We start from the raw sequence: 6,357 nt of genomic DNA, 5'->3' as shown, positions 1-6,357 counted from the left end.
ATCTGCTTAGTAGTGTAGATTTTCATCTCTGAAGTCTGTTTCTTTTCAACTCAGCATTGCTGAGTCTTTTCTTGTTGCCTAGTCTAAACTCCAGTCCTGAACCCGCTTCCACAAAGAATACTTCGCACATATCTTGATGCGCGTGTCCTGGTGCGGTTTGTCCGGGAGCAAAACGTGCTTGAGAAAAGTTAGTTAGGTGAGGCAAATCGCCGAAGCGTAGCATCACCTTTTTCTTGATTTCGGCATTGTGAGAAACTGATTCTTCTGGTAGGTCTTTGAGAGAAGTGGTAATCATTAAGGTCTTAAATCGTTAGATAGTTCCACAATACCCCTAGAGCCATCAATCCTTACCCGTTGACCATCTTGTAGTAACCATGTAGCACCTCGAACATCCATTACTGCGGGAATTCCATACTCACGAGCAACGATCGCACCGTGAGAAAGCCGTCCACCAGCTTCGGCAATTAATCCTCCAGCCCTTAATAATAAAGGTGCCCAGCCGGAATCTGTGTAAGGTACTACCAGAATCGTATCTCGATCAATCTCCGGCACGTCTTGTAAATTTCGCAACACTTTTACCCTACCTTCAGCTTGTCCCTGGCTGGCTCCAATCCCTTGTAAAATTTGGTCAGAGTAGAGTTTAGAGGGAGCTAAGGGGTGAGGGGGTGTATTACCGTAAACTAAAAGGGGTATTTGAATGATCTCACCATCTTGGACGAATTGCGATCGCCTTGATTCCACTAACTCATCTAACTCGTCAATTAACCTAGAATCGTCACCCACAATTAAACGCCGTACTTCATCAAACTCTAGAAAAAAGATATCTCCTGTTTTCTTAAGTAAGCCAGACTTTAACCAAATTTTCTCTAAAGCTACAAAACTCCAACGCAATTCAGCCAAAAGCCGTGAATAAACTTCGGTAACTCGTCCCTTGATATCCACACGCCGTTGCACAAATCCACGTTTGCGCTTACCAGCAAAAATGCTATTAATTGCGTCTTTAGCGCCTGATTGCGGTTCGTTACCCTGCATTAACTGCACAAACATCTGCTTAATCATCTGGGGATTTTCCCGCCAAGTAGGAACGGAAATATCTGTTCCTACTTCACTTAAATAGCCGTAATCCTGAAGTAATTCGTCAAATTCTCGCAGGATCTTTTCTCCCTCTGGGGTTTGCTTTAATTGCTCAAATACTCGCTGTGGTTCAAACTCAAGCAATACTTCTTTGGCATCTGTTGCTATTGCACTGAGCGATCGCAATGCCGCTACCTCTGGGGTGACGCTATTATCAATTTGCCCATCCTTCACCCGAAAAATCGCTTGCCGCACGGCAGCACTTAAGGGAGCTAAAATACTGTAATATGTCCCGTGACGTAGCAACTCTAAAATAAAGTCAATTCTGATTAGCAGCTTGGCTGGTTCCAAGTTATCTATATCTTCTTGTACCAACTGGGACAAACCAGGAATGAATCGTTTGTGATAATCCTGCTTGAAGTCTTTTTCTAAACTTAATTCCCGCCTCAGCAACTTTCCTAGTCCTGGTAAATTCTCCCAGGTTGACTGCAAAGACGGTTTACTTAATTTAGCTCCTCTAGTTAAAAATTCCAGACTTTCCGGCGGCAATCCCATCCGGATAAAAATATCTCCTAAGAGGGATGCATTAAAGTAAGCTCTAGAATAATGCAGAGTTGCTGTTTCAGTAAAATCTAACCCTAAAGCGCGATCGCCCAAAACTAGAGTAAAAAAGTCTCCCCAAACTCCACAAGTTAAGGGACGATTAATCGACCATGTTAAGGGATGAATTACTCCGGGAATCACTTCGGCGGCGATTTTGCGTGTCCAGATTGGCAGTAGAGTAGTGATTGGTCGAGATTGCAACACCCAGAGTGTTTGACCATCGTAACTCCATTCGATATCTTGAGGAGTGCCATGATAGCGTTTTTCGAGTCGATAAGCTAAGTATGCAACTTGCTTGATTAATGCTTGGGGGACTCTTCCTTCACCCTCTAATTGCACAGAGGAAGAATTTTCTGTTTCAATGACAAAAGCGCGATATTGTTCTGGTGTGACTTTTCCCGAAACGACTTGTGTCGGGCTACCTGGAAGGGCTTCAATAATGATTGCATCACCTTGCTGAGTAATGGGATCGCGGCTGAAAGCTACGCCAGAATATACACTCTGGACTTGTTGTTGAATCAACACAGCCATTGCTGTATCATTTAAGCCGCGATCGCGCCGATATTGCACAGCAGACGGGTGATTGTAGGAAGCTTGTACTTGAGCGATCGCTGATTTTAATGCCTCTGGGCTGGTAACATTTAAAATTGTTTCATACTGCCCAGCCGCAGAAGCGTGTTCTGAGTCTTCTCCAATAGCAGAAGAACGCACCACCAAGGGAGATAACTCTGATGGCTGAAGAAATTCTGTCAACATTTGGGGATCGTCGATTGGGGCAAGTACCCATCCTTTCGGGACTGGATAACCCCAGCGCTTAATTTGAGATAATGTAGCCGCCTTTTCTCCAACAATGGCAGCATCCAACTCTTCATCCAAAGAAACCATCGCGCGTTGGCGTAGCCCGTTGTAGACATCGCCGCGCAAAAATTCCAACATCGCAAGTGATTCAGTTTGTGCCTCTTGGGCTGGCAAATTCATATCATCAGGAATTTTAGTATAGATCCAGCCCATTAAACCAGCTAAAGCAATAGCAGCAAGTATTCTAGGGTAATCGCCAAGGTGCAGAATCATCACAAACAGAGGAAAGAGAAGTAAAACCCCAAATTTTACTACCTTTCTTGATTGCAGAATTGTAAAGCTAATACCTGCAAAGAAGGATACAAATATTGCCACCAAAGGATCATGTACGACAAATCCCCAGACGACATTTGTTGTACCTGCCCCTCTGCCTATCCAGTATCTACCTATTACCAGAGCGATCAGGGCGATCAATTCCCAAAACGATCCCTCTGGGAAGAAAACGCGGCTGAGTAATACTGCCGCAAATCCTTTAAAAGCTTCTGACAAAACTGCCAGAATTCCGACAAACTTACCGCCATGATAAAAGGCAGCTGATACACTAATGTTTCTTGTACCAACTTCTGATAATTTTTTACCAGTAAGCGCGTAAGTGATCCATGCAATCAGGGGTAATCCGCCCAAGAGGGGGCAGGCAATTAAAATAACTAAGACACCCCAAGGTTCAAACATTCTGGATTTTGGACTTTAGATTTAAATTTTCCATCTAAAACCTTAAATCTAAAATCTAAAGTTTTTCTAAAATTTTTGATGATGATAATTAGGGCGTTTTTATTTACTAGTTGCTAAATGGACACTTGGCTACGACGGCAACCGTTTAAGACAAGTGTCCTTCTAAGCTACTAATGGTTTTAGTTTAGCGCATAGGCTGCTTGCAGCGCCCAGATTATGAGAGCAGCGATCGATCCCAGAAGTAACACGGTAGAGATAGTGACTACTTTTGGAGAATCTGCACCCTCAAATTTCATAATTCCGCGATTTAAGTCGGACATAGCTTTGTAATCCTCTTTTGTTGGAGCATGAAACATTTGTCCGTTTTGATTGTAGTCCTTCTCTTTGCGGATGATGTTAAATTCCTTATATTTATTTTGTTTCAGCTTGGCAATTTTTCCATCGCCATAATTGCTTACTTCTTTAGAGGTATTTTGTCTGATTTATACAAATGTGGGGAGTGGGGGATGAGGCAGAGGGGCAGGGGGCAGGGGGCAGGGGGATAATTAGCGTTTTATGAGCCAAGGGGATGGATTGTTAATTATGGTTACTATAATGCCTAATACTCGGTTGTAATTTCCATAAAGTTCTCTACCTGTGTCAACATCTAAATAACTGCACTTGACAGCAAATTTCAACCAAGTCTGAGTCTCTGCTGCTTCTGCTTCCGAATCATTTAACTTAGCTAGAAAAGCAGCTTCATATCGACGTTTTCTCCATGCTTCCGTCAGATTTGCACATACAGAACGTGACGATCTACGAATTTGGTCGGTTAACGAATATTTCTCTTCTACAGGAAACTTCTTGGATATTTCAAATATTTTCATGGCTGTATCAAATGCCATTTTGTATACTTCCAAATCTTCATGACTTTTAATTGGTTCTTTTTCCATTCCCCCTGCTCCCTGCCCCCTGCCCCCTGCTCCCTGCCCCTCTGCCTCTTTCCGCCCAATTCCCCATATTTTTAGTATCCTGCTTGCTTGTCTACTATATTCCGCAAGGGCTGACCGATTTGGTAGCGTTTGAGATTGTCGATAAATAGTTGTGCTATTCGCTCTTTGAGGCGTGGCGAAAGGGCTGAACAATGGGGGGTGATAAAAGCGTTTGGCAATGACCACAAAGGACTTTCCGGCGGCAGAGGTTCTGTAGCTACTGTATCTAATCCAGCACCCGCAATCCATCCCTCACGTAGTGCGGTGAGTAATGCGGCTTCATCTACGATCGCACCACGAGCAATGTTAATTAAGTAAGCAGACTGACGCATAGAGCGCAATGCAGCTTCATCGATCAAGCCTTTAGTTTCTGGAGTTAATGGTGTAGCAATAACTACATAATCTGCTGCTGGGAGGAGCGATCGCCATTGATCAGCACCCACAATCTTGTCAAAATTTGGTAGGGGTTCGGGATGGCGGCGACTACCCCAAACTGTGACTCCAAAGGCTTTAGCACGAGATGCGATCGCTTTACCAATATTCCCAGTACCGAGAATTAATAAATTCGCGTCTGCCAACTCTTCGAGAAATACTCCTCTTACCCAAGTGTGTTCATCTTGCAAAGTTTGTAATTTCCGCAAATTCTTGGCGTGATAGAGCATGAATGCTAGTACAAATTCCGAAATTGGAATCGCATGAACCCCTGCGCCATTAGTCAGGATAATATCTTTTTGCAAAAAAGTTGGCGTGAGGATGTGATTCACACCAGCACTCGGTGACTGTTGCCAACGCAACGCGGGTGCTGCTGTCAGTACTTTGTCATGGGTAGAGGTTTTCAGGTAAAATCCGTTAACATAAACTTCTGCATCACTGGCATCACCATCAAGATTACCTTCACTATCCACCTCCACTACATCTATATCAGATGGTAGGTGTGGCTCAATATCAGCAATGAGATGATCGGGTAAAATTAGTTTCACTATTTGCTACTCCCTCATTTCATTTTGGATTTTGAATCGCACTTTGGTGCGCTTCCAGTGCAACTTGGATTTTGGATTGTGCAACCCAAGTCGCAGCACCTGTTAATTACGAATTACGAATTTATTAGTATCCTGCTTCTTTGTCAACTACATTTCGTAATGGTTTACCAGCTTGGTAACGCTTCAGATTGTCGATAAATAGCCCTATTGAACGTTGTTTACTTTTTGGGGAATGACCGGAAGTATGAGGTGTGATAAAGATGTTAGGAAGTGACCACAAAGGACTTTCTGGTGGTAGTGGTTCTGAGTTAACTGTGTCTAATGCTGCACCTGCAATCCAACCTTCTGTGAGCGCTTTTATTAATGCCGATTCATCGACTACGCCACCGCGAGCAATATTAATTAGGTATGCATGTTTTGGGAGCGATCGCAATACAGATTCATCAATAAATTCTTTGGTTTCTGGAGTTAGTGGTGTCGCAATAACTACATAGTCCGCTTCTGGTAGGAGCGATCGCCATTGATCAGCACCCACTACTTTGTCAAAATTTGGTAGCTCTTGGGGATGACGGCGACTGCCAATAATTCTTAAGCCGAAGGGTTTAGCACGGGCGGCGATTTCTTGACCAATACCACCAGCGCCAATAATTAGCAAGGTCGCATCTGTCAACTCTTGGATAGCAAAGCCTCTTTTCCAGTGACGTTCTGCCTGTAAAGCATATAATTCCTGTAGATGCTTGGCATGAGCCAGTATATAAGCGATCACAAATTCTGCGATCGGAATCCCATGCACTCCGGCCCCATTTGTGAGGATAATATTTCTTTCTAAATAAGTTGGTGTCAGGATATGATTCACGCCTGCATTTGGTGCATGATGCCAACGTAGTGCAGGTGCTGCTTCTAGTATTTTATGCAGCGTCGGACTTCTGGATAAAAACCAACTGAAATAAACTTCAGCATCGCTAGCATCCCCATCTAAATTTCCTTCAACATCTACCCTGACAACCTCTGTATCAGGTGGTAGATGAGGCTCAATGTCAACAACGAGATCGAGCGGTAAGATCAGTTTCATGTTAAATAACCTCTTTCCTATTTAAAGGACTATCTCTATAAATTGCTTCTATTTCACTAATAAATAAAGTGTTATTTTTTACTAGTATGATTTTTATAATTATTTTTAATTCTAGATAAATTCCCTA

Annotated in this window: 5 protein-coding genes and 1 pseudogene; all 6 read right to left on the bottom strand. The window is 43.2% G+C overall.

Annotated features, from left to right (window positions below; translation table 11 throughout):
- Window positions 1-91: 91 nt before the first annotated feature.
- Window positions 92-295: pseudogene (locus V7K25_RS25940) on the bottom strand (cupin domain-containing protein); the annotation flags it as partial.
- Window positions 295-3,207: a glycerol-3-phosphate acyltransferase gene (locus V7K25_RS25935; RefSeq protein ID WP_335161943.1), complete on the bottom strand. Its 2,913-nt coding sequence runs from the start codon at window positions 3,205-3,207 to the stop codon at window positions 295-297. The pseudogene V7K25_RS25940 and the gene V7K25_RS25935, both read right to left, overlap by 1 nt.
- Before the next feature lie 179 nt (window positions 3,208-3,386).
- A complete protein-coding gene (locus V7K25_RS25930) occupies window positions 3,387-3,563 on the bottom strand; it encodes a hypothetical protein (RefSeq protein WP_181374256.1) in 177 nt (58 codons plus the stop codon).
- 189 nt (window positions 3,564-3,752) lie between these two features.
- Window positions 3,753-4,139 carry a four helix bundle protein gene (locus V7K25_RS25925; RefSeq protein ID WP_335161941.1) on the bottom strand — a complete coding sequence of 129 codons (387 nt, stop codon included), beginning with the start codon at window positions 4,137-4,139 and terminating at the stop codon, window positions 3,753-3,755.
- Between the two features lie 71 nt (window positions 4,140-4,210).
- Entirely contained in the window at window positions 4,211-5,161 is a 951-nt protein-coding gene (locus tag V7K25_RS25920) for a D-2-hydroxyacid dehydrogenase (protein ID WP_335161947.1), read from the bottom strand.
- Window positions 5,162-5,282: 121 nt separating this feature from the next.
- Window positions 5,283-6,230, bottom strand: coding sequence for a D-2-hydroxyacid dehydrogenase (locus V7K25_RS25915; protein ID WP_335161939.1), 948 nt, complete (start codon window positions 6,228-6,230; stop codon window positions 5,283-5,285).
- Window positions 6,231-6,357 lie beyond the last annotated feature (127 nt).

The organism is Nostoc sp. (assembly GCF_036919495.1).
In the GTDB taxonomy this organism is placed as follows: domain Bacteria; phylum Cyanobacteriota; class Cyanobacteriia; order Cyanobacteriales; family Nostocaceae; genus Nostoc.
This window is presented reverse-complemented; position numbering and strand designations above follow the sequence as displayed.